Consider the following 22,640-nt stretch of genomic DNA (forward strand, 5'->3'; position numbering starts at 1 on the left):
GTGGCGGTGCTTTCAGATTTTACAAGTCTAAACTAATTACGGGCGTAATTATCTCGCGATCGCCTGGCCGAAGACCAGCAGCCCGCCGTCCGGCGCGCGGACCATGAACTCGCGCTGGCCATAGCCCTGGTCGACCGGCCCGTGAACGTCCTCAGGCGGCAGGGCGGCGAGGCGCGGTTTCAGTTCGGCGACGACGGCGTCCACGTCCCGCACGTCGATGTAGTAGGCGAAGCCACCTGCGCCCTTGGGGGCGAGGCTGTCCTCCTCGGCTTGCAGCAGCCGGAAACCCACCGTCTCGCGATGAACATAGGCATAGCCGGGTTGGCGGTAGGGGACATCGAACCCCAAGAGGTCGACGAAGAAGGTCAGGGCCGCCTCCAGGTCCCGGACATGCAGGAATGGCGTCACCTGGATGAAGTTGGTCATGGTCGCGCCTCCCGATCACATTGTGCGGTCGGGCGGTGCGTCGGGCTAGAGGCTGTTTCGGCCCTTGTGCCGCACGCTGCGCGAGTCGCCGGTTCGATGCTATGCAGGCGCGCATCACTTGGGGGGCGCATGAGAATCACGAAGGCCTTCGACCGAGACCGCGTCCTGTTCGCCGTCGCCGCGACGGTGATCCCTGTTCTGCTCTGCGGCTTCATGTTCGGCTTCGACATCCCGCTGAATCGGGCGCGATTCTGGGCGCTGCCGAAGGGCGACATGGCGGCGATGACGGCGGCGTGGGAGGCCTTTGTCCGCCAGCCGTGGCATTGGCCGGTGACCACGGTGACGGGTCTGCACGACAAGCCGATCTCGATCGTGTTCACCGACAGCCTGCCCTGGCTGTCGATCGCCCTGAAGGCGACGGGCCTATCGCGCTGGCTCAATCCGATGGGCCTGTTCCTGTTCCTGTCCTATCCGCTGCAGGTCTGGAGCATGATCGCGTTGCTCAGGGCGCTGGGCGTGCGTGATCGCTGGACCCTGCTACTGGGCGGCCTGCTGTCGCTGGTGGTTCCGGCCTGGATCGAGCGGCAGTTCGGCCACATCGCCCTGTCGGGTCACTGGATCCTGATCCTGAGCCTGACCCTGGCCATTCGGTCGATCCGCGAGGGACTGACCTGGCGTCGCGCTCTCGCCTTTGCAGGGCTGGCTTTTCTGGCCACGGGCGTCCACGCCTATCATCTGGTTCCAATCGCCGCCTGTCTGGGCGCGGCGGGGCTTTCGGAGATCACCCAGCGTCGGCCGGACGGCGTCTGGAACGCCGTGATCGCCGGCGGGCTGGCCGGCTGGGCGGTGTGGATCGCCACCAAGGTGCTGGGCTACGACCAGGGCCTGGGCATGACCGGCGGGGCGGCGGCCCTGGGCTTCTACTCGATGAACTTGGTCGGGCCGATCTGGCCGCAGGCCTCGCGGCTGTTTGGTCAGGCGTGGACGGGCGAATGGTTCCAGGGCGCGCTCGACGCCACGGGCGGTCAGGCGTTTGAGGGTTTCAACTATCTGGGCGCCGGAGCGCTGGCGCTGATCCTGGCCATGGCTCTGGCGGAAGCTGTGGGCGCGATCCGCCGGCGCGGCGTCAGCCAGGTGTTCCTGGCGCGATGGACGCCTCTGATCCTGGCGATGCTGGCGCTGTTTTTATGGGCGGTGGGCTGGAGCGCCTACCTCTTCAAGTCCCCGATCTACACGCTTCCCAAGCCGAGCGGCGACTTGGCCGAAACCATCGGCGGGTTCCGGGCCCACGGCCGCTTCTTCTGGCTGGTGGGCTATCTGCTGCTGGCCCTGGCCGTCACCTGGACGGCCAAGCTGCCGCGCAAGGCGGCCCTCGCCGGCCTTGTCGCCGCCCTCGCCTTGCAGGTGGTCGACACCAGCAACCTGCGACTGGCGGTGCGTGAGGTCTTCGCCAAGCCGGACTGGGCGGCCTATCCCCTGGCCCTGACCAGCAGCAAGACCATGGTGGGACGGCCGTGGACGTTCGCTCCGGCCTATTTCTGCAGTCCGTCGCAGCGGGACCTGAGGGTGATCCGCCAGATGAATCTGGCGATCGTACGCGGCGGTGGGACCACCAACACCTTCGCCACGGCGCGCAACAACGATCCACCCTGCGACCAGCCGCGTCCCGAGCTGTCGGTCGACGCCGCGCCCGGCGACCGCCGCGTCACCGTGGTCCTGCGCAACGAGCGGGCTCAGGGCGGCTTCCTGAACCTCGTGGCGGCGCGGTCGGACTGCTACATGTTCGGGCGAGGCGTCGCCTGCGGACGGGATCTGGGCGGCGTGCATGGCCTTCGCGCGCTGAAACCGGGGGAGGTGGCCGGGCCGCCTTGATCCCGCCTGGCAAACGAGGGTTTTGTCGGCTCGCAAGGGCTTGCTAGTACTCCTTCCGCGCGAGCGCGATGGAGCCGTATGGGGGCGGGGCGTGTTGAACAAGAAAGCTTGGCTGTGGATCGGCGCGGCGGCGCTGTGGTGCCTGGTGCTGGCGGCGGCGCTGTCGGCCAACCGCATGCTGTCGCTTTCGGTCGACAGCTCTTATCACCTGCAGGTCATGGAGGTGGTGCGCCATGCGTTCATCATCCCGCTGCAGGGGCACGAGTGGATGGCCGAGATGGCCTACTACCCCAAGCTCAGCCACCGTTTCGCGGGCCTGTTCGCGACCCTCGGCTGGCAGCATCTGAACGCGCTGCTGATGGCCGGCGTGCTCTCGGCGGCGGTGGCCTGGATCTGCCTGTTCGAGCAGGCGCGGCGGGTGTCGCTGACCTTCCTGGTCCTGGCGCTGGTGCTCAGCCTGGTCAACATCAAGATCACGCGCGGCGCGTTCGGCGGCGAGTTGATCGACAACTTCTTCTTCCCACAGATCGTGGGCGAGGGCGTCAACCTGATCGCCCTGACCATCGCGGTGGTGCTGCTACGGCGTTCGCGACGCGATTTCGTGCTGTTCGCGGTGGCGGCCGTCGCCTTCTGCGGCTGCTTCCACCTGGTGCCGACCCTGCAACTGGCCGGGGCCTTGATGGCCATGCTGGGCGTGACCTGGCTGCGTGAGATCCTGCGGACCCGCAAGTTCGAGCCGATCGGCCTGACGGGCTTGATCGCCATTCCGGCCGCGATCGTGCTGAACCCGTTCTTCAGCAAGATGAAGTTCATCGCCGGCAACAACGGCAGCGTGAACCTCGGCGTCAACCTGTCGCTGGAGGCCCTGGCGGGCGTCTCGGCGCTGCTGCTGGCCCTGTCGGCCTGGGTTCTGCTGGTCCATCTGCTGCGTCCGGTGGACGATCCCGAGCATGAGGCGGCCGACACCTCGGCCCTGATGTTCGCCGCGCTGGGCGCAGCCTGCGGTGCGGCCATGCTGGCGCAGTACGCGGTGCTGAAGCTCACCGGCGACGGCTCGCCCTATGCGGTGCTGAAGCACAGTTTCGGGGTGTTCTCGATGCTGGCCTTCGTGGTCCCGCTGTGGGGCTTGACGGTGCTGGGCGTCCGGGGCGTCTCGGCGGAAGAGACCTTGGGCGACCGCCGGCTCCGGGCGGGCGTGGCTCTGGCCGTCATCGCCCAGATCGCGGTGATGCTGGCGCTCTATGTCCGTCCGAGCGTGATGGACGTGCCGCGCGTCAACGCGATCATGGAGGACATCCGTCAGGTCCGTGTCACCCGCGGCCTGCACGGCGACGCGGCGATGTTCTCGGCTGAGTTTCCGACGCCGATCGTGACCTATATGGGCACGATCGCCATGCTGCAGTCGGCCCACGGCGCCAATGTCCTGAGCCTGATGCAGGACGGCCGACCCGACCGCGCCGGCGACGTGCCCTACATCGTCACCCTGGCCGGCGACGCCTATGACAAGCCCGGCTGCCGCTCGGGCGCGCCGCTCGGCCTGGTGGTCGTGGTGGCCGGTCCGTGCCTGGAGCCGCCGTCCCTGCGGTTCAAGCAAGGCGCCTCGGGCGTGCCGTATCTGCGCGAGGGGTGGTCCGTGCCCGAGATCGGCGGCGTCTGGGCGGACGGCAAGCGCTCGACGGTCGAGGTCCCGATCGCCGACTGGCAGCGGAGCCTGAAGTCGCCGGTGTTGGAGGTTGCGACCTTCGCCTTCCTGCCTCTGCCGGACTCCAAGCGCACGGTGATCGTCTCGGTCCCGGGCGGCGCGCAGGAGCGCTTCGTGTTCGATCGCCAGAAGGCGGTCAATCACGGCTTCGTCGTGCCGCTGTCGCCCGAGGCGCTGAAGGGCCCGACCCTGCTCGTCACGATCGAAAGTCCCGACGCGGCGACGCCCAAGTCGCTGGGACTGGGCGAGGACACCCGGATGCTGGGCGCGGGTCTGGAGGCGATGCGGATCGTCGGCGCGGGCCAGCCCTAAGCTCGGCTCAGGCTTTCTCGCCAGCGCTCGGGGCGTGGGCGAAGACCCAGAAGTGGCTCAGCAGGAACAGGGCGGCGGTGTAGCTCACCGCCGCCGACCCCTGGGCCGCCACGCTCCATAGCGGTCCGGTCGGCAGCACCAGCTTGGCCAGGGTCAGCACGCCCTGGTTCAGGGCGAAGGCGGCGGCCACGGCGACGACATAGCGTGCCGGCGCCGAGCGCGCGGTCTTGCGGGCCTTGAAGACGAAGAGCTTGCTCAGGACGAAGCTGACGCAGATCCCGATCGCGTAGCCGATGGCGTTGGCCAGATGCGGGTCCAGGCGCAGGCCCAGGTCCAGGGCCAGGATGATCGAGAAGCCGACCAGGGTATTGAAGACGCCCGCCACGCCATAACGCAGCGCCGACAGCAGGAAGTCCCGCCGCGCGGGGGTCAGCAGGGCCGCCAGGCTCACGCGTCGAACCCGTAGCGGTCCATCACCACGTAGAGCGGTCGGTTCTTCACCTCTTGATAGATGCGGGCGACGTATTCGCCTAGCGATCCGATGGCCAGCATCTGCAGGCCAAAGCTCAGCAGGATCACCACCATCAACGAGGGGTAGCCGGGCACGTCGCGGCCAAACAGCAGGGTTCGCACGACGATCAGACCCGCCATGCCGCAGGCCAGCACCCCGGCGATCAGGCCCACATAGCTCCAGATCCGGATCGGCGCGCTGCTGAACGAGGTGATGCCGTCCAGGGCGAAGTTCCACAGTTTCCAGTAGCGGAAGGAGCTGGTCCCGGCGGCGCGCTCGGGGCGCACATAGGGCACGGCCGTCTGCTTGAAGCCCACCCAGGCGAACAGGCCCTTCATGAACCGGTTGCGTTCGGGCAGTTGCTTGAGCACCTCGACCACGCGCCGGTCCATCAATCGATAGTCTCCGGCGTTGTAGGGCAGGTCGACGTCGGACAGCCTGTTGAAGGCGCGGTAGAAGCCCTGGGCCGTGGCGCGTTTGAGGAAACCATCGGACGTCCGGTCGATCCGCACGCCATAGGCCACGTCGGCGCCGGCCTCCCAGGCGTCGATGAACTGGCCGATGAGTTCGGGTGGATCCTGCAGGTCGCAGTCGATCGGCACCACCATGTCGCCACACGCGGCGTCCAACCCCGCCGACAGGGCGGTCTCCTTGCCGAAGTTGCGGGCCAGGTTGATGATCTTGATGCGCGGGTCGCGCTGGTGGTGCTTGAGCAGCACCGCCAGGGTGTTGTCGCGGCTGCCGTCGTTGACGCAGACGATCTCGTAGTCGACGCCCAGCTTGGCCAGCTCGGCGTCGATTTGCTCAAAGAAGAGATCCAGCACTGCCTGCTCGTTGTAGCAGGGCGCGATGATCGACAGCCTCTTGCCGACGCGCGAACGCGGGGCGACGACGGGCAGGGCGGACGCGGCGGCTTCAACCATGATGCTGGTTTAGCCGCGTTGCGCGCCCAGGGGGAAGAGGTGAGGGCTAGAAGCCGATCCTCACGCGCAGAGTCGCCACGATCGCGTGGCGCGCGTCGCGGTTCCCCGAGGGGCGGAGCACGTACTGCAGGTCGGGTTGCAGCGTGACCGGACCAAAGCTGTCGGCGTAGGTGGCTTCCAGCGCGGTTTCAGTGTGGCCGGGGTTCATGCCCGCGTCGCGCGCGTTGGCGCGCTCGCGATGCGAGAGGTAGGCCTGATTGATCCCGAACGAGGCCTGGCTGGCCGGTCGGCTCGCCACGGGCTGTTCAATCAGCAGCCCGGCTTGCCAGCCGCCCCGGAAGGGGCTGGTGACCCCGTCGGAGATCCCGGCGCGCGCGAACGCCGTGATCCGGCCCGGCTCGTCCTCGCCGCCCTTGATCCGCCGCTCCGCCAGGACATAGGCGCCATAGGCGCGGCGTTGGACCGGGTCGCCGGCGGCGGTGACGTCGCGCCAGTCGTCCTGGCGCTTGGAATAGGCCCAACCGCCGACGGCCACCTTGCCGGCGCCGCTCCAGCCGGCCTCGCCGATCGCCAGCATGCCGTCGTCGAAGCTGAAGTCAGGGCCGCCCGGATCGCCGGGCACGCCGGCGCGAGCGTTGATCACCGCGCCTTGCACATAGCCGCCGCTTTCCGTGGTCCAGCGCAGGCGCGCCGAGAGGGCGGTGGACGGGAAGATCGAGGGACCGTTCGGGCCCGTCGCCGCCAGTTCCGAGCCGATCCCGAAGGCGGGCGCGATCAGCAGGCGGCGCTCTCATTGGCGTAGAACTCGCTGTTGACGTCGTAGAGGCCCACCAGGGCTGAGCCCCGGCCGCCGGCGAAGCTCTGCTCGACAAAGGCCTCGAACAGGCGCGCGCGCTGCTGGCTGACTTCGATATTGTTGACGCCCTGCAGCGTGCCGGCGTCGTCGTTGGGCATGGCGCCCGAATTGTTCAGGGCCGACACGTGAAGCGTGGCGCCGGACCAGCCCATGGCCGACTCCAGGTCCAGGTCTGCGGAGAGCTTGAGGTTGTCGAGCACCCGGGCCTTGTGGGTCGTACCGCCCCGCACGACGCCGGCCACGTCGGCCGCGTAGTCGAGCTTCAGGGTCAGAGCGTCACCGGCCAGGGCGGGGCTCGCGGCGCCTGCCAGAGAGAGGCCCAGAACGCTATACGCGACGAGGAGGTTACGGCTGTTCATTGTGGTTCGCCTCCAGACCCCTTCTGGGTCCTCTAGGCGGCCAGTGTCGCGACGGCGCGCTTGTTTGAGGTAAAAGATTAGGTTTAACAGGGTCTTACTTCGCCGTTTTCGGCTGCGGCACGCTGCCGCACGCGCGCTCACAGCCCCGCCGTCACCATCCCGCCTTCCTTGATCGCCTTCATGCAGACGGTGGTGGTGTAGCGCTGCACGCCCGGCATCTGGCTCAGCTCCTTGCGCAGCAGCTGGTCGAGGTCCTCGACGTCGGCCGCGACGATGCGCAGCAGGTAGTCGCCCGCCCCGGCCGTGGAGTAGCAGTCAGTGATGGCCGGATGACGCGTGACCGCCGCCTCGAAGGCTTCGTAGCGGGCGAACTCCACGGTGGCCAGCGCGTAGACCGTCAGCCCCTTGCCCAAGGCCTTGGCGTCGAGACGGGCGTGGTAGCCGGCGATGACGCCTTGCTTCTCCAGCGCCTGCACGCGGGACCAGCACGGGGACTTCGACAGCCCCACCCGCTCGGCCAGGGCGGCGAACGAGATACGGGCGTCGGCCTCCAGGATGCGGAGGATGGAGAGGTCCATGCGGCTGAGAGCGGCCATCGTTCTGCTGTTCTCCAGAAAGTCAGAACGATGTTTTACTCGGCTCGACGCTCGGCGCGCAAACCAGAACAATGTCCGTCCGAACGCCGCTTAAGGTCGCTCCATGGCGCAAGACATGACCTACGCGCGATACCTCGCGCTCGACGAACTGCTCTCGGCTCAGAAGCCGCTGAGCGACCGGCACGACGAACTCTTGTTCATCGTCATCCACCAGACCAAGGAGCTGTGGCTCAAGGAGATCCTCCACGAGGTCGCCCTGGCCATGAAGTTGATCGCCGGCGGCGACGTCGAACCGGCCTATAAGGCCCTGGCGCGAGTCTCGCGGATCCAGACGGTGATGACCCTGTCCTGGGACGTGCTGGCCACCATGACGCCCGCCGACTACCTCAGCTTCCGCGATGATCTGGGAACGAGCTCTGGCTTTCAGTCGCACCAGTTCCGGGCGCTGGAGTACTTGCTCGGCCTGAAGGACCAGAGCTTCCTGAAGTTCCACACCGAGCGACCCGAGGCCTTGGCCATGCTCAAGGCGGCCCTGGAGTCGCCCAGCCTGTACGACGTGGCCATCGCCCAGCTGCCGCGCCACGGCCTGGCCGTGCCGGACGCCGCCTTGCACCGCGACTTCAGCCAGACCTATGTTCCCTCTCCCGAGGTCGAGGCCGCGTGGCTGGAGGTCTATCGCGACCCGCAGCGCTATTGGGAGCTCTATCAATTGGCCGAGAAGCTGGTCGATCTGGACGACGCCCTGGTCACCTGGCGCCACAAGCACGTGCTGACCGTCGAGCGGATCATCGGCGGGCGCCCGGGCACCGGCGGCACCGACGGGGTCGGCTATCTGGCCAGCACCCTGCGCCGCCGCGCCTTCCCCGAGCTTTGGTCGCTGAGGACCAAGCTGTAATGGCCGCGCGCAAGGACCTGTTCTCGCGCGCCCTGTCCGCCGCCCCGGGGCGCCTGCACATGGCCGCCCACAGCCACCACCTGTGGCCGGACGTGACGCTGGCCGCCCAGGTCGAGGCCTGGGAGGACGCCGCAGTCCTCGCCGACCACAAGTGGGACAAGGCCCTGGGCCAGGTCTACCCAGCCGCGCAGGGGCTGGTGGCGCGCGAGCTGAACCTGCCATCTTCCGACACCGTGGTCTTCGCGCCTAACACCCATCTGTTGCTGGCGACCCTGGTCTCGGCGATCGACCGACCGCGGCCATTGCGGGTGCTGTCAACCAACGGCGAGTTCCACTCGTTCCGTCGCCAGGCCCAGCGCTGGGTCGAGTCCGGCGAGATCACCCTGACCCTCATCGACGCCGAGGGGCCCGACTTCGCTGAACGGTTCCTGGCCGCCGCGCGGACGGGCGACCACGACCTGATCTTCGTCAGCCATGTGTTCTTCAAGACCGGTTTCGTCTTCGGGCGCGTTTGGGAGCTGGCCGATGTTTCGCGCCCCCAGGGGCCGTGGGTGGTGGTCGACGGCTATCACGGCTTTCGCGCCGTCCCCACCGATCTCTCGGCCTTGGCCGATCGGGTGTTCTACGTCTCGGGCGGCTACAAGTACGCCATGGCGGGGGAGGGCGCAGCGTTCCTTCACGCGCCGCCCGGCTTTGGCCCGCGCCCGGTGCTGACCGGCTGGTACGCCGAGTTCGGTGATCTGGAAGGCCCGCCCGGCGGGGTCGGCTACGTGACCGACGCCGGACGCTTCATGGGCGCGACCTTTGATCCCTCGGGACTCTATCGCTTTGTCGCTGCGGGGCGGATGCTGGAGGCCGAGGGCCTGACCACGGCGTCCGTCGCTGACCATGCCCGAGCGCTGCAAGTGAGTCTGCTGGAGAAGATCGTGGCGGGTGAGGCGGGGCCTTTGCGCGAAGCGGTGGTGCTGAACCCGCCGGGCAACGGCCCGCAGGCCCGGTTCCTGGCCCTGCGCCACGCCAGCGCCAACGCCTGGAAGCACGCGCTGGCCGACAAGGGCGTGGTGGTCGACGTGCGTGACGACGTGCTGCGGGTGGGGCTGTCAGTGTACCACGACGAGGCGGATATCGCGGCGTTCTGCGGGATGTGTGCGGGGCTGTAGAGACACAAAAGTCGTGTCATCCCGGAAAGCGCGCAGCGCTTATCCGGGACCCAGGGGGTGACGAGACTCAGTGCCCGCCGCCCCTGGGTCCCGGGTCGGCTTCGCCGCCCGGGATGACACGGGAATTGTAAGAGGGCGCGCTTAAGCCCTAAGCCGCCAGCAGTTCCAGCGTGCGCAGCATCGAGGCCATGGCTTCGCCGGCGGGCTTGCCGTCGCGGACATAGTCGCCGCTCTCGAACAGGTTGACCAGCTCTGCGCGGGCGCGGCTGACGCGGCTCTTCACCGTGCCGACGGCGACGCCGATCATCTCGGCCGCCTCTTCGTAAGAGAAGCCGCCGGCGCCGATCAGGATCAGCGCCTCGCGCTGGTTCTCGGGCAGCATCAGCATCGCCTGGCGCAGGTCGTCCAGGGCGATCGCGCCGTCGAAATTGGTGTTGGCCACCAGGGTGCGCTCGGCCATTTCCTGGTCCAGCGCCACCGAGCGCCAGCTGCGGCGCTTGTCGGAATAGAACTGGTTGCGCAGGATCATGAAGGTCCAGGCCTTCATGTTTGTGCCCATGGTGAAGCTCTTGCGGCTGGCCCAGGCTTTGGCCACCGCCTCCTGCGCCAGATCGTCGGCCATCGCGGGATTGCCGCACAGCGAGCGGGCGAAAGCGCGCAGGTGCGGGATCAGAGCGACCAGGTCACGCTCAAAAAGCTTCTGGGTCTGCTGGTCCATCTTGGCCTCCTCGACACAATCTCGAGCTCTACAACGAGCAGGAGCGGGGGAGGTTCCCGAGAGAACGCTGTTATGGTTAAGCCGCCACAGTCCTCAGCGCCCTTCAGTCGCGGGATTTCAGCTTCAAACGCAGCCACGAGACCGAGGGCGGTTGCATGTTGATAGGGGGCGCTCACGCCAATCAGCAAGCGGACCTCATGGACTAGGTGAGCAGCGCCGAGAGCTTGTGCTAGGCCGTCGGAAAGCTGTGCCGCTGGATAATCCGATCAGGCTCGGATGCGAACCAAGCGAAGCTAACCTTGTCCGCCCCCCTCGCCACGTCCAAACCGGGGAAAACCGCCTCAAGCTGTGGATGGAGGGCGGGGGCGGAAACGGTTCGGAAACCAAGTTACGCGACATATCGCCCCATGTTTGAACCGAAAGGTTTGGCAATGGATTTCCTTGAGCACGCACACCAACACACGCAGATCCGAGAGACGCTTGGCGCGGCCATTGCCGAGCAGCGGACGTTCGACGTCCGCGAACTGAAGTCCGACCGTCTTTGCCCCACCGGATGCTGGCTGCACGGCGAGGGCTCGCGGCGCTGGGCGGGGAACCATGCGTTCCTGGGTCTCTTGGAGGCGCATCGCGACTTCCACCTGCGCGCCGCTGAGGTGGCCGAGCTGGCCAATCGCGGCGCCCATGTCGAGGCCCAGCGGGCGCTCCGCAACGGCACGCCCTTCGCTTACGCCCTGGCCGACCTGAACGCGGCGTTCCGGCGCATGAAGGCGGCGGCGACGGTGGCGGCGTAAAATCCATGTCATCCCGGACGGCCCGGAGGGGCGATCCGGGACCCAGGGGTGACGAAACGCCGTGCGCCGCCCCTGGGTCCCGGCTCTCCGCGCTGCGCGCTGCGGCCGGGATGACACGGGGAAGGTGAGGGCTGTAAGCGCGACTACCCCTTCCGGAAAAACCCGAAGATCCGCTCGGCCAGGGCCTGGCTGACGCCGTCGACCTTGACCAGGTCCTCGACGCTGGCGCGGCTGACGCCCTTGGCCGAGCCGAAGGCGTGCAGCAGGGCCTTCTTGCGGCCGGGACCCACACCCTCGATCTCATCGAGCGGGTTCTTCTTCAGATCCATGCTGCGGCGGGTGCGGTGGGCGCCGATGGCAAAGCGGTGGGCTTCGTCGCGCAGCCGCTGCAGGTAGTAGAGAACCGGCGACTTGGGCTCGAGCATGAACGGCGTCTGGCCGGGGATGAAGAACCGCTCCAGCCCGGCGTCGCGGTCTGGCCCCTTGGCGACGCCGACGACGGCGATGTCGTCGACCCCGAGGTCGGCCATGATCTCCAGCGCCGCGTCCAGCTGGCCCTTGCCGCCGTCGACCAGCACAAGGTCTGGCCGATTGGCGTCGTCGCCCTCTTCCTCTTCCTTCACGAGGCGCGCGAAGCGGCGGCGCAGCACCTCCTTCATCATGCCGTAGTCGTCGCCGGGCGTGAGCTCGGTGCTCTTGATGTTGAACTTGCGGTACTGGCCCTTCATGAAGCCTTCCGGGCCCGCCACGATCATGCCGCCGACGGCGTTCGTGCCCTGGATGTGGCTGTTGTCGTAGACCTCGATCCGCTCCGGCGGGGCGTCCAGCTTGAAGGCCTCAGCCACCCCGGCGAGCAGCTTGGTCTGGGCCGAGCCCTCGGCCATCTTGCGGCCCAGGGCTTCCTTGGCGTTGGTCAGGGCGTGCTGGACGAGGTCGGCCTTCTCGCCGCGCTTAGGGACGCTGATCTCGACCTTGCGGCCGCTCTTCAGGGCGAAGGCCTCGGACAAGAGTTCGCTCTCGGCCGGTTGGACATTGGCCAGGATCAGGCGCGGGATCGGCTTGTCGTCGTAGAACTGGCCCAGGAACGCCGTGAGGATCCGCTGCTCCTCGGTTGTGGTCTCGTCCTCGGACTCGTCGGCGTTGCCGGTGACGCGCGGGAAGTAGGCGCGGTTGCCCCAGTTCTGGCCGGCGCGGAAGAAGAATACCTGCACGCAGGCCTGGCCGCCCTCGACGTGCAGGGCCACGACGTCGGCCTCCTCCACGGTCTCGGGATTGATCTGGGTCTCCTGGGCCACGGCCGAGAGGGCGCGGATGCGGTCGCGCAGGCGGGCGGCGCGTTCGAACTCCAGATCCTCGGCGGCCTCTTCCATCTGCTTGGCCATGCTGGCCATGACCGCGCGGGATTTGCCCCGCAGGAAGGCCTCGGCCTGGTCGACCAGCGCTTGGTAGTCGTCCTTGCCGATCAGGCCGGTGCAGGGGGCGGCGCAGCGCTTGATCTGGTGCAGCATGCACGGCCGGTCGCGCGTCTCGTAGACGCTGTCGCTGCACGAGCGCAGCAGGAAGGCCTTCTGCAGGGTGTTCAGCGTGCGGTTCACCGCCCAGGCGCTGGCGAACGGCCCGAAATAGTCACCCTTGATGGTGTGGGCCCCGCGGTGCTTGCGCAGTTGCGGGGCGTCGTGGTCGCGGCGGATGACGATCTCGGGAAAGCTCTTGTCGTCGCGCAGCAGCACGTTGAAGCGGGGCTTGAGCTGCTTGATCAGGTTGATCTCGAGCAGCAGGGCGTCGGCTTCGGTGCGGGTGGTGACGAACTCCATGGCCCGCGTCGCGTCGACCATGTGGGCGATGCGGTTGGTGTGGAAGCGGCCCTGGGCGTACTGGACGACGCGCTTCTTCAGGCTCTTGGCCTTGCCGACATACAGGACCTCGTCGCCCTCGCCGATCATGCGATAGACGCCCGGCGTGTCGGGCAGGCGCGTGACCTCGTCCTTGATCAGGGCGGCGCCCCAAAGAGGTGTCGGCTGGCGGGGGGCTTCGGTGTCGGAGGCGGAGGGGATGTCGGTCACGGAGGCAGATATAGGCGAGTCCGGGGCGTTCAGCGATGTTCCAGGCTGTGTCGGATGCGCGCGATCGTCACGCGGTCGCCGCGCACGCGGTACTGGATCACGTACCGGTTCGAGTGAAAGGTGACGTAGAGTTCGCGATAGCGGCCATCGCGGCTCATCGGTGCGCGCTGGGGATGGTCGACGAGCCGGTCCACGGCGGCGCCGAGGGCGTCACTGAGGTCGAGCGCGTAGTGCGCGCGCCGTGCTAGCAGCCAGTCCTCCATATAGTCGACATCGGCCATGGCCGCCGGGGTGACGACGACCCGATACATGGATCAGCGGCGCTGGCCGAGATTGCGGAGACGTTCTCGGAAGACCTCGAAAGGCACGCCACCGGTCCGCTCGGCTTCATCGCAAATCCGGTCGAGGTACTCGGCATAGGCTTCAGAATCCTGGTCGAGGTCGTCTTCAGGAGGGCGTGCCAAGGGGCCGTCCCAACGCGGTTCTCGCTCCGCTAGGCCCGATTGCTCGGCGTCGCGCCCGAGGACGTCTCGCGCATACGCCTCCACGCTCTGGCCCGCGGCCTCGGCGCGAGCCCTCAGGCGCTCGGCGAGTTCCGGATCGATTTTCAGGATGAGGTCACCGTCAGCCATGTTCTCATGATGTTCCATCCGTGATTTGTCGTCAACGCCTGCGGGCGCTATGACGCCGCCATGACCCCACGCAGCCTCTTCGTCACCCCGCTCTATGAAGCCTCCCTGGCCGGCGAGAAGGGCTTTGACGCCTTCATCGACGACCTGCACGATGCCTGCGTCGCCATCGCCGAGGAGGACGAGGCCGGGCAGGCCTGGGCCTACAACAAGGGGTATCTGGGCTACACCTCCTACGCCTCGCTGAACGACCTGCCGCTGCGCGACAGCCTGTTCGCCGAGCTGAAGAAGAAGCTCGACAAGCACGCGGCCGCCTTCGCCAAGACCCTTTGCTTTGATCTAGGCGCCGGCAAGCTGGTCATGGACAGCTTCTGGATCAACATCCTGGAGCCGGGCGGCCAGCACACCGGCCATATCCACCCGCACAGCGTCATCTCCGGCACGGTCTATGTGACCATCCCGCCAGGCGCCTCGGCCATCAAGTTCGAGGATCCGCGTCTGCCGATGATGATGGCCGCCCCGACCCGCGAGGCCGACGCGCCCGAGGGCCTGCAGCCGTTCGTCTATGTCCAGCCGTCGCCCGGCGCGATCCTGATGTGGGAAAGCTGGCTGCGCCACGAGGTCACGCCCAACCAGGCCGACGAGCAGCGGATCAGCGTCAGCTTCAACTACGCCTGGCGGTAGCGCTTTCCCTTTGGGAAATGCTAGGCCCCGCTCAGGACGGGTTTGTCCTGGATTTTCGCGCGGGGCCAAATGAGCAAGACGGGCGCATCGTTCCTGGTGAACTTCGCCGTGGCGGCGGGGCTGCTCTACGTGTTCCGCACCGTGCTGTGGCCGTTCGCCCTGGCGCTGGTGCTGGCGATTTTGATTATGTCGTTGAGCGATCGGGTGGTGCGCCTGATGCCCAAGGCGCGGCCCTGGATGGTGTTCGCTGTCACGGCGGTGATCGTCGGGGCGGTCATCGTCTTCAGCATGGCGGTGGTGATTGAGGGGGCGTCCCAGATTGTCGAGCGGATACCGGCGATGCTGGCGCGCATCGATCAGTTGCTGGCCCTGATCCATCCGCCGGGCGGCGGAACCCTCAGCCTTGAGGCCCTGACCCAGAAGGTCGAACTGGGCCCTGTGGCGGATCAGTTGCTGACCAGCGTCCAGGACGCGACGGCGGGCCTTGGCCTGACGCTGATCTACCTGTTCTTCCTGCTGATCTCCAAGCCGATGATCGAGAAGCGCGTGGACCAGATTGTCGCCTCACGCGGCGGTCGGGGCTTGGCCATGGTGCTGGAGCGCAGCTTCACCGGCGTGGAAAGCTACATGTACGTCCAGTCGGTCACCGGCCTGATGATCGCGGCCGGCGCGGGGGCGGTGATGCTGGCGGTGGGGCTTGAGAACGCCCTGTTCTGGAGCCTGGTGATCTTCCTGTTCTCTTACCTGCCGGTGCTGGGCGTGCTGGTCGGCAGCGTCGGACCGACCCTGTTCGCGCTGCTGCAGTTTCCCAGCCTGACGCCGGCGATCATCGTGTTCGTGGGCATCCAGATCATGTCGTCGATCATCGGCAATCTGGTGCTGCCGAAGATGCAGGCCGACAGCCAGAATATCGACCCGGCGGCCAGTCTGATCGCGGTGGGCATGTGGACGGTGATCTGGGGCGTCCCCGGCGCGTTTCTCGCCATCCCGCTGACGCTGGCGCTGATGTACGCCCTGGCCCAGTACGAGGATTTGCGCTGGCTGGCGGTGCTGATCTCGCACGATGGCGATCCCACGCCGATGGAGCCGGCGGAATAGCTACGGATGGCGGCGGGCGACCAGCGCTTGCAGTCTGGGTCGCACCCGTAGGAAGCGGACGTAGAGCGCTTCGAGGATCCTCAATGCCCACGGAGCGCGGGCCAGCAGCCCGAATGGCCGCAAGACGGGGATCGCCCGCCACATCGCCGCGAAGGCTGCGGCGCCAGACAGCAACTGGCCGTCCTCGCGCGCATGGAAGCGGGCCAAGAGCTCCGCGCGGTCGATTGGGCAGGTCGTCTCGCCGTCGGTGACATCCAGGAACTGGATCGCACCCTTGCGATCCAGGCGGCGCATCAAGGCGATCTCGCGCAGGCACAGAGGGCAGGCGCCGTCGAACCAGACGGTCAGGTGCGGGTCTTGGGCGGTCGCTGTGGCCATGGTGAAGATATGGGGCTGCGCGGGCGGGGACGGAAGCGGTCGCTACCCCGTACTCGTGGCTTCCAGCGCCGCCACGGCGCGCAGCACCCGATCCTCGCCGCCGCAGACCTCCAGCAGGGCCAATCCGTCCAGCAACGCAAGGATCGTAGCCGCCGCGCCGGGAGGATCGGGGACGAGGGCCGAATCCAGCCGCGCCTCGATCCAGGCCAGGAACCCCTCGCCGATCTGACGGGCGATGTCTGCGAACGGCGGCTCTTGGCGGGCCGCTGCGGCGATGGCCTCGATCCAGAGCCGCATGAAGGGGCGAAACGCCGGATCCACCACCAGGCGGGCGGCGCGGGCGGTCAGCGCCGCCTGCGACAGGCGCTGGTCGGCGGGCAGGGCGCTCTCCAGGCGCGCAGCCATCCCGCCCGCCAGGCTTTGCATCGCCAGCGCCAGCACCTCGGTCTTGTCGGCGAAATAGTAGAGCAGCATCCGATCGCTGACTCCCGCCGCCGCCGCCAGCTGGCGCAGGCTGGCCTGGGAGAGGCCCGTGGCCAGCAGGTGATCGGCCAGGGCCGCGATGACGCGCGCGCGCTGTTCGTCCCGAACGTTCATGCCGCCTTTCCGGTTGTAGCGATCGCTACAATACGCTAGCCATGTAGCAATCGCTACATGAGGGTCCCATGCCTCAGTCCGTGTACGCCATCCTGCCCTCCAGCGCAGCTCTCGGTTTGCTGCTCGCCTTTGGAGTCATGGCCGCCAAGCCGAACCTCGGTCCGCGCGTCTGGATCGTCCCGGCGATCCTTTCGATTCTGTTCTTCGCGCTCACCATTGATGTCATCGTCAAGGCCGGGCCGCTCGGCTTCTGGAGCGAGCACCTACGCGGGCCGTGGGGCGCGCAGATCTGGTGCGACCTGCTGCTGGCCGCCGGAACGGCTGTCGCGCTCTTGTTACCCCGCGCGCGGGCGGTGGGGATGCGGCCGATCCCCTGGATCCTGGCCGTGCTGGCCAGCGGCTCGATCGGCCTGCTCGCCATGACCGCCCGCTGCCTGTTCCTGGAATCCCGCCGCCCCGCCCTGTCAAAGGAGACCGCCCGATGATCCCGTTTCGTCTGTTCCTGCTGGCCTGCCTGACGGTGATCGTCGGCTACACCAGCGTCACCATCGCCAACCACGGCTGGAACCTCTTGCCGATCTTCTTTGGCGACATAGCTGCGATGGGTTGGCCTGGCCAGTTCAACCTCGACTTCTTCTGTTTCCTGCTGCTGTCGGGTCTGTGGGTGTCGTGGCGTGGCCGCTTTCGTCCCGCCGCCCTGGGCTTGGGCGTGCTGGCGGTGTTCGGCGGGATGTTGTTCTTGTCGATCTACCTGCTGATCGCCCTGTCGCGATCCAAGGGCGACATTCGCCAGGTGCTGCTGGGCGACCACGCCTGAGCGATCAGGGCGGCTGGGCCTGGGTCAGGGCCCGGGCCAGGGTCTCCAGCGAGAACGGCTTGCTGATAAACGGCCAGTCGCCCGCGCGCGCCCGGCCTTGGTCGCCGCCGGTATAGCCCGAACATAGCACCACCGGCAGGCCGGGGCGCGTGGCGGCCAGTTTCTCGGCCAAGTCCACACCACTCTTGCCGCCGGGCATGATGACGTCGCTGAGCACCAGCTGGATGCCGTCGTCCTGGGTCAGGCGCGACAGCGCCTCATCGACATTGCTGGCGCGCACCACGGTGTGGCCCAGGTCGTGGAGCATCGCGTCGACCAGCTCGGCGACTTGGGGATCGTCCTCGACCAGCAGCACGCGCGAAGGCGTCTGGGCCTGGATAGGGTCGAGGCGCGGCGTTGCCTCGCCGCCAGCGTCGCCCTCGCTGACCGGCAGCAGCAGGGCGACCGTCGCCCCTTGGCCTGGCTGGCTTTCGATCTGCACGGATCCGCCGCTCTGGCGCGCAAAACCATAGACCTGAGACAGGCCAAGTCCGGTGCCCTCGCCGGGCGGCTTGGTGGTGAAAAAGGGTTCTACGGCGCGAGCGATCGTCTGGGCGTCCATCCCCGAACCGGTGTCGCGGACGGCGACGCGCAGATATCGCCCGGCCTCCAGATCGCCTTGCTTCTGCTCCAGTGTGACCGGACTGGACTCGATGCTCACTCGGCCGCCGGCTGGGGTGGCGTCACGCGCATTGACCACCAGGTTCAGCAGGGCCGCCTCGAACTGGCCCGCGTCGATCCGCGCGCTGCGCAGGCCAGCGCCCAGCCGCAGATCGAAGCCGTAGGCGTCGCCCAGAGCGCGCTTGAGCAGGCCTTCGCTCTCGGCGATCAGCCGATCGATGCGGCAGACCTCGGGTTTCAACGGCTGGCGACGCGCGAAGGCCAGCAGGTGCTGGGTCAGCTTCTCGCCGCGCCTGGCCGCCGCCAGGGCAGCGCCGACCATCCGCTCCCGACGGCGCGCATCGTCGGGGTGGCGCTCGACCACATCCAGCGCGCCGATGATCACCGTCAGCAGATTGTTGAAGTCGTGGGCGACGCCCCCGGTCAACTGGCCGATGGCTTCCAGCTTCTGCGACTGCAACAAGGCGGCCTGGGCGGCGTCGCGCTCGGCGACGGCGGCGGCGACGCGTTCTTCCAGTAGCTCGTTGAGCCCGGTCAGATTGGCTTCGGCCTGCTTGGCGTCGGTGGTGTCGAAAGCCATGCCGATGAAGCCGGCGAATGCGCCGGACGGGTCAAGGCGCGGCTGCGAGAAGGACTTCAGCCAACGCCACTCGCCATCGGCGCGGCGATAGCGCGCCTCCAGAGTGAAGGGCTGGCGGGAGGCCTCGCCCGCCACCTGCTCCTTCAGAATGCGCGGCAAGTCCTCGGGAAAGATCCGGGTCCGCCAGTCCAAGGTGAGGGCGGCCTCGTAGTCGAGACCGGCGAAGGTGACATAGGCGTTGTTGACGAATTCGCGGACGCCCCCAGGTCGGGTCACCCACATCAGGGCCGGGGCGCTGTCGGCCAGGGCCCGGAACCGGGCCTCGCTTTCGCGCACCTCGGCTTCGGCGCGGCGGCGATTGGTGACGTCGAAGTTGAGGCCGATCATCCGGACCGGTTTGCCGGTCTCGTCACGCAGCACCTCGCCGCGTCCGTGCACCCAACGCTCGCCTTGGCTGGTGTCGGCCAGACGGTATTCGACTTCGTAGTCTCGAAGATTGTCCAGCGCGCCGAATACGACCGCCTCGGCCATCGCCCGGTCGTCAGGGTGAATGTAGCGGGAGATGTCGGCGAGCACGATCTCGACATCTTCCGGGATTCTGAGGTTTCGGCGGGCGCCGGGCGACAGATAGAGCTCGGATGTCGCAAGGTCATAGTCCCACGGCCCTACGCCGGCGGCGGTCTGGGTGACGCGCAGTCGCCGCTCGGCGTTGGCGCGTTCTTCGCGGGCCTGGGCCAGGCCGCGCATGGCCCAGCGCAGCCCCTCGACGACGGCGACCACCATCACTCCGCAGATCAGGTAGATGACCATGGTCGACAGTTCGTCCCCGGTCAGCGCCTCGCCGTCGCGGCCGCCCCACAGCCACCAGCCGAAGACGGCGCCGGCCACCGTGGGGATCAGCCCCCAGCGCCAGCCGGCGTACAGCGACACCAGCATAATCGCAGGGAAGAAGGGTTGGGTCGCTCCGACGCCTCCGCTGAGACCCAGCAGACCCACACGCATTAGCACCGCCGTGGCGACGCCGATTACTGCGGCGACGGCGCAGCGCCACGCCGGCGGTGGAACCGGAGGGATCAGCCACGCGCTAATCAGCGCGTGTACACGTCCTTGGTCGTCAGGGGCGCGGATCGGTGTGTCTTTCTGCTCCATCTCCGCTCCAAGGCAAAGATGACTTGCACAGAGGATGGACACGCTTACCTAGGACACGCAACACGGGAGATCATCATGGCCGACGCGCCGAACACCGGGCTGACTGCGAAACAACGTTCCGACATCGCCGCTTCGCTCAACAAGGTGCTCGCCGACAGCTACGCGCTGTACTTGAAGACGCACGGCTATCACTGGAACGTTCGTGGCCCGAACTTCCAGTCTCTGCATGTGCTGCTTGAGGGGCAATACCAGGAAGAGTGGGCCGCGCTGGACGCGATCGCCGAGCGCATCCGCGCCTTGGGCGAGTTGGCGCCGCAGGGCTACGCCGCCTTCGGAAACCTCTCCAGCCTCAAGGACGGTGATCCCGAGCAGGATTGGGAAGGCATGATCGGCGAGCTGAAGGCCGACAACGAGACCGTCATCCGAACCTTGCGCGACGCCATGCCTACTGCAGAGGAGGCCGGCGACGAGGCCACCGCCGACCTGCTGACCCAGCGCCTCCAGGCCCACGAGAAACACGCCTGGATGCTGCGCTCCACCCTGGGCGCGAAGTAGCGATCCCGCGTGGGGGCGGGCGCTCGAAGCCATCGTGATCGCTGGAAGGTCGCCGCTGCTCTTGGGGTGGTCGGCGGCCTTTCCGCGTGCGCCACCTATTATGTCCCGACCGGCTCCGGCCGCGACGCCGGCCTGATGCGCGTCACGGCCAGCTTCAGCGAGCGTGGCCTCAAGCGCTATGTCGCCAACATGGATCCGGCCATGCTGGCGCTGGCGCGGCGCCATGACCCCCGGCCACACAAGGACTATTGGGGCCGCGTCCCTGGCTGGGAGGTGATCCGCCTCAAGGAGATCCCGCGCCTGGGCGATCGTGATCCGGACTTCTACGAGGCGCGGCTGATCAATTCGCTGCGCCCGGTGGTCCCTGAGGCGCTGGAGGCCGCCAAGCCGTTCGTTCTGACCGGGACCGCCGACGCGCGCGCCAAGGCGCTGCATTGCCTGACCCAGGCCGTCTATTACGAGGCGGGCTTCGAGCCGGGCGAGGGGCAGATGGCCGTGGCTCAGACGGTGATCAACCGCATGCGCCACCCGGGCTATCCGAAATCGATCTGCGGCGTGATCTATGAGGGCGCGGCGCGCAGCACCGGTTGTCAGTTCAGTTTCGCCTGCGACGGCTCTCTGGCGCGCGAACCGGTCCCGGCGATCTGGGCCAACGCCCAGGCGGTCGCCAAGCGCGCCCTGAACGGCTTTGTCTTCAAGCCGGTGGGCGTCGCCACCCACTACCACGCCGACTACGTCTCGCCGTACTGGGCGCCGACCCTGGTCAAGCTGAGGCAGTTTGGCCAGCACATCTTCTATCGCTGGACAGGCCCGTCGGGGACCTTGGCGGCGTTCCGCGGCCGCTATTCGGGCAATGAGACGGTCAGCGCCGACATCCTGATGGCGGCCGACCCGCGCACGTTGGAGGCCGCGCCCCCCGAGGTGCTTGCCGCCCAGGCTGCGCCCGCCGCCGCCACGCCGCTGGCGACCGGGGCCATGGCCCAGATGTTGGGAGTTTCGAACCTCGTCCTGCCCGACGCCAAGCTGGTGGCGGTTCCGGACGCCAACTCGCCGACCGGCGAGCGCGTTACGGTGCAAGGGCGGGTAGCCGGTCGCCGTATTCCGACGCCGGACGAAATCGCCAGGATCAACAGGACGCTTGAAGCCTTGGCCGGCGGGCAGTCTTCATCCGTCGAAACGCCGACGGCCAAGCCTCGTCCGCCGAGTCCGCCCAATCCGCCGAACTAGGCAAATCCTCCGCCCGCTGGGGGAGGATTTGCGCTTCACACCCTTACCAAACCCCGATCTTGTTCGCTTCGGCGTGGCTGATCGGGTGGTGGGCGCGCTTGTGGTCTTCCTCGGCCAGGAAGCGCACGGCTTCCAGCGCCGCCATGCAGCCCATGCCGGCGGCCGTCACCGCCTGGCGGTAGACGTCGTCGGTGACGTCGCCGGCGGCGTAGACGCCCTCGATCGCGGTCGAGGCCGTGCCGGGTTTGACCTTCAGATAGCCGCCCGGACCGGTTTCCAGCTGGCCGGCGAACAGTTCCGACGACGGCGCGTGGCCGATGGCGATGAACACGCCGTCTGCGGCGACCTCTTGGGTCTCGCCCGTCTTGACGTTCTTCAGGCGGGCGCCGGTGACGCCCATGGGATCGGTCTGGCCGAGAACCTCGTCAATGACGCTGTCCCAGATGACCTCGATCTTCGGGTGGGCCAGGAGGCGCTCCTGCAGGATCTTCTCGGCGCGCAGCTCGTCCTTGCGGTGCACCAGGGTGACCTTGCTGGCGAAGCTGGTCAGGAACAGCGCCTCTTCGACGGCCGTGTTGCCGCCGCCGACTACGATGACGTCCTTGTTGCGATAGAAGAAGCCGTCGCAGGTGGCGCAGGCGCTGACGCCGAAGCCCTGGAACTTGCTCTCGCTATCAAGACCCAGCCACTTGGCCTGGGCGCCGGTGGCGATGATGATCGTTTCGGCGATCCAGTCCTGGCCGCTGTCGGTCTTCACCGTGAACGGGCGCTTGGACAGGTCGACGCTGGTGACGATGTCGCTGACGAACTCGGTGCCGACATGCTCGGCCTGGGCGCGCATCTGATCCATCAGCCAGGGGCCCTGGATGACGTCGGCGAAGCCCGGATAGTTCTCGACATCCGTCGTGATGGTCAGCTGGCCGCCCGGCTGGATGCCGGCGATCAGCACGGGCTTCAGCAAAGCGCGGGCGGCGTAGATGGCGGCGGTGTAGCCGGCGGGACCCGATCCGATGATCAGGCAGCGGGTCTGGCGAGGGGGGGGCGTAGACATGGGCGCATATATAGTGTGGATTCTCCGCAGT

At 67.6% G+C, this 22,640-nt stretch carries 23 protein-coding genes and 2 pseudogenes; 11 read left to right on the plus strand and 14 right to left on the minus strand.

Features of this window, described 5'->3' with window-relative positions:
- Positions 1 to 48: 48 nt before the first annotated feature.
- Positions 49 to 426 (minus strand): VOC family protein, encoded by a 378-nt coding sequence (locus tag CSW63_RS06945; protein ID WP_062095720.1) that lies wholly within the window; start codon positions 424 to 426, stop codon positions 49 to 51.
- 129 nt (positions 427 to 555) lie between these two features.
- Here CSW63_RS06945 and CSW63_RS06950 point away from each other — a divergent pair, with 129 nt between their 5' ends.
- Together CSW63_RS06950 and CSW63_RS06955 are read left to right on the plus strand one after the other, a co-directional pair.
- Complete coding sequence (locus CSW63_RS06950) at positions 556 to 2,298, plus strand: DUF6311 domain-containing protein (protein WP_062095718.1); 1,743 nt, start codon at positions 556 to 558, stop codon at positions 2,296 to 2,298.
- Positions 2,299 to 2,389: 91 nt separating this feature from the next.
- Positions 2,390 to 4,312, plus strand: a complete 1,923-nt coding sequence (locus CSW63_RS06955; RefSeq protein WP_062095716.1) for a hypothetical protein — start codon at positions 2,390 to 2,392, stop codon at positions 4,310 to 4,312.
- Positions 4,313 to 4,319: 7 nt separating this feature from the next.
- Here the strand turns inward: CSW63_RS06955 and CSW63_RS06960 are convergent, their stop codons facing one another.
- The 4 genes and pseudogenes from CSW63_RS06960 to CSW63_RS06975 form a co-directional block, all read right to left on the minus strand.
- Positions 4,320 to 4,763, minus strand: a complete 444-nt coding sequence (locus CSW63_RS06960; RefSeq protein WP_062095714.1) for a GtrA family protein — start codon at positions 4,761 to 4,763, stop codon at positions 4,320 to 4,322.
- On the minus strand, positions 4,760 to 5,746 hold the full coding sequence (locus CSW63_RS06965; protein ID WP_062095712.1) for a glycosyltransferase family 2 protein: 987 nt from the start codon (positions 5,744 to 5,746) through the stop codon (positions 4,760 to 4,762). Before CSW63_RS06965 ends, CSW63_RS06960 begins: the two co-directional genes overlap by 4 nt.
- 46 nt (positions 5,747 to 5,792) lie before the next feature.
- Positions 5,793 to 6,961, minus strand: a pseudogene (locus CSW63_RS06970) (carbohydrate porin).
- A 137-nt stretch (positions 6,962 to 7,098) separates the two neighbouring features.
- Positions 7,099 to 7,557, minus strand: coding sequence for an Lrp/AsnC family transcriptional regulator (locus tag CSW63_RS06975; RefSeq protein ID WP_082749452.1), 459 nt, complete (start codon positions 7,555 to 7,557; stop codon positions 7,099 to 7,101).
- Between the two features lie 103 nt (positions 7,558 to 7,660).
- Here CSW63_RS06975 and CSW63_RS06980 point away from each other — a divergent pair, with 103 nt between their 5' ends.
- Both CSW63_RS06980 and CSW63_RS06985 read left to right on the plus strand, forming a co-directional pair.
- Positions 7,661 to 8,452 carry a tryptophan 2,3-dioxygenase gene (locus CSW63_RS06980; RefSeq protein ID WP_062095706.1) on the plus strand — a complete coding sequence of 264 codons (792 nt, stop codon included), beginning with the start codon at positions 7,661 to 7,663 and terminating at the stop codon, positions 8,450 to 8,452.
- Positions 8,428 to 9,612 carry a class V aminotransferase gene (locus CSW63_RS06985; RefSeq protein ID WP_062095704.1) on the plus strand — a complete coding sequence of 395 codons (1,185 nt, stop codon included), beginning with the start codon at positions 8,428 to 8,430 and terminating at the stop codon, positions 9,610 to 9,612. Before CSW63_RS06980 ends, CSW63_RS06985 begins: the two co-directional genes overlap by 25 nt.
- 148 nt (positions 9,613 to 9,760) lie before the next feature.
- On the opposite strand, the gene CSW63_RS06990 is transcribed toward CSW63_RS06985, so the two are convergent.
- Positions 9,761 to 10,330 (minus strand): sigma-70 family RNA polymerase sigma factor, encoded by a 570-nt coding sequence (locus tag CSW63_RS06990; RefSeq protein ID WP_062095702.1) that lies wholly within the window; start codon positions 10,328 to 10,330, stop codon positions 9,761 to 9,763.
- 431 nt (positions 10,331 to 10,761) lie between these two features.
- Between CSW63_RS06990 and CSW63_RS06995 the strand changes: the two genes are divergently transcribed.
- Positions 10,762 to 11,121 carry a CZB domain-containing protein gene (locus tag CSW63_RS06995; RefSeq protein ID WP_082749451.1) on the plus strand — a complete coding sequence of 120 codons (360 nt, stop codon included), beginning with the start codon at positions 10,762 to 10,764 and terminating at the stop codon, positions 11,119 to 11,121.
- 32 nt (positions 11,122 to 11,153) lie between these two features.
- On the opposite strand, the pseudogene CSW63_RS23500 reads toward CSW63_RS06995, so the two are convergent.
- The 4 genes and pseudogenes from CSW63_RS23500 to CSW63_RS07010 all read right to left on the minus strand — a co-directional run.
- Positions 11,154 to 11,238 (minus strand): annotated as a pseudogene (locus CSW63_RS23500) (hypothetical protein); the annotation flags it as partial.
- A gap of 26 nt (positions 11,239 to 11,264) precedes the next feature.
- Complete coding sequence (gene uvrC, locus CSW63_RS07000; protein WP_062095701.1) at positions 11,265 to 13,184, minus strand: excinuclease ABC subunit UvrC; 1,920 nt, start codon at positions 13,182 to 13,184, stop codon at positions 11,265 to 11,267.
- Between the two features lie 29 nt (positions 13,185 to 13,213).
- On the minus strand, positions 13,214 to 13,495 hold the full coding sequence (locus CSW63_RS07005; protein WP_062095699.1) for a type II toxin-antitoxin system RelE/ParE family toxin: 282 nt from the start codon (positions 13,493 to 13,495) through the stop codon (positions 13,214 to 13,216).
- Between the two features lie 3 nt (positions 13,496 to 13,498).
- A complete protein-coding gene (locus CSW63_RS07010; protein ID WP_127846946.1) occupies positions 13,499 to 13,816 on the minus strand; it encodes a hypothetical protein in 318 nt (105 codons plus the stop codon).
- A 60-nt stretch (positions 13,817 to 13,876) separates the two neighbouring features.
- On the opposite strand from CSW63_RS07010, the gene CSW63_RS07015 reads away from it, so the two are divergent.
- Together CSW63_RS07015 and CSW63_RS07020 are read left to right on the plus strand one after the other, a co-directional pair.
- Entirely contained in the window at positions 13,877 to 14,497 is a 621-nt protein-coding gene (locus CSW63_RS07015) for a TIGR02466 family protein (RefSeq protein WP_062095696.1), read from the plus strand.
- A gap of 69 nt (positions 14,498 to 14,566) precedes the next feature.
- Positions 14,567 to 15,595 (plus strand): AI-2E family transporter, encoded by a 1,029-nt coding sequence (locus CSW63_RS07020; protein WP_062095694.1) that lies wholly within the window; start codon positions 14,567 to 14,569, stop codon positions 15,593 to 15,595.
- On the opposite strand, the gene CSW63_RS07025 is transcribed toward CSW63_RS07020, so the two are convergent.
- Together CSW63_RS07025 and CSW63_RS07030 are read right to left on the minus strand one after the other, a co-directional pair.
- Positions 15,596 to 15,973 (minus strand): thiol-disulfide oxidoreductase DCC family protein, encoded by a 378-nt coding sequence (locus tag CSW63_RS07025; protein WP_062095692.1) that lies wholly within the window; start codon positions 15,971 to 15,973, stop codon positions 15,596 to 15,598. It lies immediately after the preceding gene.
- Positions 15,974 to 16,015: 42 nt separating this feature from the next.
- Entirely contained in the window at positions 16,016 to 16,570 is a 555-nt protein-coding gene (locus tag CSW63_RS07030; RefSeq protein WP_062095691.1) for a TetR/AcrR family transcriptional regulator, read from the minus strand.
- A gap of 68 nt (positions 16,571 to 16,638) precedes the next feature.
- Between CSW63_RS07030 and CSW63_RS07035 the strand changes: the two genes are divergently transcribed.
- Both CSW63_RS07035 and CSW63_RS07040 read left to right on the plus strand, forming a co-directional pair.
- Positions 16,639 to 17,055, plus strand: a complete 417-nt coding sequence (locus CSW63_RS07035; RefSeq protein WP_082749450.1) for a hypothetical protein — start codon at positions 16,639 to 16,641, stop codon at positions 17,053 to 17,055.
- Positions 17,052 to 17,387 (plus strand): hypothetical protein, encoded by a 336-nt coding sequence (locus CSW63_RS07040; protein ID WP_082749449.1) that lies wholly within the window; start codon positions 17,052 to 17,054, stop codon positions 17,385 to 17,387. The genes CSW63_RS07035 and CSW63_RS07040 overlap by 4 nt, the downstream gene beginning before the upstream one ends.
- A gap of 4 nt (positions 17,388 to 17,391) precedes the next feature.
- On the opposite strand, the gene CSW63_RS07045 is transcribed toward CSW63_RS07040, so the two are convergent.
- Positions 17,392 to 19,776 carry a PAS domain-containing sensor histidine kinase gene (locus CSW63_RS07045; RefSeq protein WP_062095687.1) on the minus strand — a complete coding sequence of 795 codons (2,385 nt, stop codon included), beginning with the start codon at positions 19,774 to 19,776 and terminating at the stop codon, positions 17,392 to 17,394.
- Positions 19,777 to 19,851: 75 nt separating this feature from the next.
- Between CSW63_RS07045 and CSW63_RS07050 the strand changes: the two genes are divergently transcribed.
- Together CSW63_RS07050 and CSW63_RS07055 are read left to right on the plus strand one after the other, a co-directional pair.
- Entirely contained in the window at positions 19,852 to 20,331 is a 480-nt protein-coding gene (locus tag CSW63_RS07050) for a Dps family protein (protein WP_168193620.1), read from the plus strand.
- A gap of 9 nt (positions 20,332 to 20,340) precedes the next feature.
- On the plus strand, positions 20,341 to 21,558 hold the full coding sequence (locus CSW63_RS07055) for a cell wall hydrolase (RefSeq protein WP_062095682.1): 1,218 nt from the start codon (positions 20,341 to 20,343) through the stop codon (positions 21,556 to 21,558).
- 43 nt (positions 21,559 to 21,601) lie between these two features.
- Here CSW63_RS07055 and trxB read toward each other — a convergent pair whose 3' ends face one another.
- Complete coding sequence (gene trxB / locus CSW63_RS07060; RefSeq protein WP_062095680.1) at positions 21,602 to 22,609, minus strand: thioredoxin-disulfide reductase; 1,008 nt, start codon at positions 22,607 to 22,609, stop codon at positions 21,602 to 21,604.
- Positions 22,610 to 22,640: the final 31 nt, after the last annotated feature.

Source organism: Caulobacter sp. FWC26 (assembly GCF_002742645.2).
In the GTDB taxonomy this organism is placed as follows: domain Bacteria; phylum Pseudomonadota; class Alphaproteobacteria; order Caulobacterales; family Caulobacteraceae; genus Caulobacter.

What these genes read in the sequence shown, in the direction of transcription:
- CSW63_RS06945 (WP_062095720.1), bottom strand. Translation starts at nt 426, where the DNA reads ATGACCAACTTCATCCAGGTGACGCCATTCCTGCATGTCCGGGACCTG.
- CSW63_RS06950 (WP_062095718.1), top strand. Translation starts at nt 556, where the DNA reads ATGAGAATCACGAAGGCCTTCGACCGAGACCGCGTCCTGTTCGCCGTC.
- CSW63_RS06965 (WP_062095712.1), bottom strand. Translation starts at nt 5,746, where the DNA reads ATGGTTGAAGCCGCCGCGTCCGCCCTGCCCGTCGTCGCCCCGCGTTCG.
- CSW63_RS06975 (WP_082749452.1), bottom strand. Translation starts at nt 7,557, where the DNA reads ATGGCCGCTCTCAGCCGCATGGACCTCTCCATCCTCCGCATCCTGGAG.
- CSW63_RS06980 (WP_062095706.1), top strand. Translation starts at nt 7,661, where the DNA reads ATGGCGCAAGACATGACCTACGCGCGATACCTCGCGCTCGACGAACTG.
- CSW63_RS06990 (WP_062095702.1), bottom strand. Translation starts at nt 10,330, where the DNA reads ATGGACCAGCAGACCCAGAAGCTTTTTGAGCGTGACCTGGTCGCTCTG.
- CSW63_RS06995 (WP_082749451.1), top strand. Translation starts at nt 10,762, where the DNA reads ATGGATTTCCTTGAGCACGCACACCAACACACGCAGATCCGAGAGACG.
- CSW63_RS07005 (WP_062095699.1), bottom strand. Translation starts at nt 13,495, where the DNA reads ATGTATCGGGTCGTCGTCACCCCGGCGGCCATGGCCGATGTCGACTAT.
- CSW63_RS07010 (WP_127846946.1), bottom strand. Translation starts at nt 13,816, where the DNA reads ATGGCTGACGGTGACCTCATCCTGAAAATCGATCCGGAACTCGCCGAG.
- CSW63_RS07015 (WP_062095696.1), top strand. Translation starts at nt 13,877, where the DNA reads ATGACCCCACGCAGCCTCTTCGTCACCCCGCTCTATGAAGCCTCCCTG.
- CSW63_RS07020 (WP_062095694.1), top strand. Translation starts at nt 14,567, where the DNA reads ATGAGCAAGACGGGCGCATCGTTCCTGGTGAACTTCGCCGTGGCGGCG.
- CSW63_RS07025 (WP_062095692.1), bottom strand. Translation starts at nt 15,973, where the DNA reads ATGGCCACAGCGACCGCCCAAGACCCGCACCTGACCGTCTGGTTCGAC.
- CSW63_RS07030 (WP_062095691.1), bottom strand. Translation starts at nt 16,570, where the DNA reads ATGAACGTTCGGGACGAACAGCGCGCGCGCGTCATCGCGGCCCTGGCC.
- CSW63_RS07035 (WP_082749450.1), top strand. Translation starts at nt 16,639, where the DNA reads ATGCCTCAGTCCGTGTACGCCATCCTGCCCTCCAGCGCAGCTCTCGGT.
- CSW63_RS07040 (WP_082749449.1), top strand. Translation starts at nt 17,052, where the DNA reads ATGATCCCGTTTCGTCTGTTCCTGCTGGCCTGCCTGACGGTGATCGTC.
- CSW63_RS07045 (WP_062095687.1), bottom strand. Translation starts at nt 19,776, where the DNA reads ATGGAGCAGAAAGACACACCGATCCGCGCCCCTGACGACCAAGGACGT.
- CSW63_RS07050 (WP_168193620.1), top strand. Translation starts at nt 19,852, where the DNA reads ATGGCCGACGCGCCGAACACCGGGCTGACTGCGAAACAACGTTCCGAC.
- trxB (WP_062095680.1), bottom strand. Translation starts at nt 22,609, where the DNA reads ATGTCTACGCCCCCCCCTCGCCAGACCCGCTGCCTGATCATCGGATCG.